We start from the raw sequence: 1106 nt of genomic DNA, 5'->3' as shown, positions 1-1106 counted from the left end.
GCGCAGCGAGGCGAGGTTGGCGGCGACCTCCGCGGGCGGCAGGTCGCGCCGCAGGATCGCCTCGGCCTCGTCGAACCGGCCCTTCAGGCCGAGCACCAGGGCGAGGTTGCCGCGCACCCGCGCGTCGGCGCCGGGCCGCGAGACCGCCACGCGCATCGTCTCCTCGGCGCGGTCGAGCTGGCGCGCCAGCGCGTAGGACAAACCGAGATTGGACAGGACGGAGGGCTCGTCGGGGCGGATCTTGAGGGCCGCTTCGTAGAAGCTCTGCGCGCGGGCGTGATCGCCGAGCTGGTCGGAGACGGAGCCCTGCGCCGACAGGATGCGCCAGTCGGGCTGCGCCGGGGAATGGGCGTTCTGCAGCACGTCCTGCGCCTCCTGCAGCCGCCCGACCTCGACCAGGGACTTGCCGTAGGCGCCGAGCACCGCCGTGTTGCGCGGGTTCCGCAGGGCGGCCTGCTGCAGCACCGCGCTCGCCTGGGCACGCTGGTCGGTGGCCCGAAGCGCCTGCGCGTAGCGCATCGCGATGCCGAGATCGTTCGGGTTGGCGGCGTAGGATTCGGCGAGCGACTCGACCTGCCCGGCCGCGATGCGCGGGGCGTCGATCGAGCCGGTGGTCTCGGGCGAGCGCGACTGGCACCCGGCGGCCACGAGGGTGACCAGGCAGGCGGCGACCAGGCGGGGGGCCGAACCCCGGGCGAACGGGGCCGTATTCGGCCGGAGGGCCGCGATCATGGAATGCTCCGTCGAGGTCCGGCAGGAGGTTCTTCCCGTGCCGGACGGGACGGTGATAGAGCGTTAACCCTAACCCGGGGTTAAGCGCCCGGCCCGGCCAGGACCGCATGACAGACACCGCACCGTCCCTTCCGCCCCTGTTGCCGGCCGGAACCTCCGGCATCCCGATCTCCCTGGTCGCGAAGGACGGGTGGCCGAGGATCGAAGCCGGCCTCGACGCCGCGCAGCGGACCTATGCGGGGGCGATCGGCTTCGCGGCCAAGCCCGGGCAGGTCGAGTCGCTCGCCGAATCCTACGCCGCCAACCCGAACGATCTCGGCATCGCGATGCGCTACGCGCAGGCGCTTCGGGCCACCGACCAGCGTGCCCAGGCG

Annotated in this window: 1 protein-coding gene and 1 pseudogene; one reads left to right on the top strand and one right to left on the bottom strand. The window is 73.2% G+C overall.

Annotated features, from left to right (window positions below):
* Window positions 1–732: tetratricopeptide repeat protein (locus tag FV223_RS28245; protein ID WP_147729955.1), on the bottom strand; the 732-nt coding region annotated here is incomplete at its 3' end.
* A 107-nt stretch (window positions 733–839) separates the two neighbouring features.
* Between FV223_RS28245 and FV223_RS28240 the strand changes: the two are divergent.
* Window positions 840–1106, top strand: a pseudogene (locus FV223_RS28240) (hypothetical protein); the annotation flags it as partial.

This window comes from Methylobacterium sp. WL116, from assembly GCF_008039455.1.
Lineage (GTDB): Bacteria > Pseudomonadota > Alphaproteobacteria > Rhizobiales > Beijerinckiaceae > Methylobacterium.
This window is presented reverse-complemented; position numbering and strand designations above follow the sequence as displayed.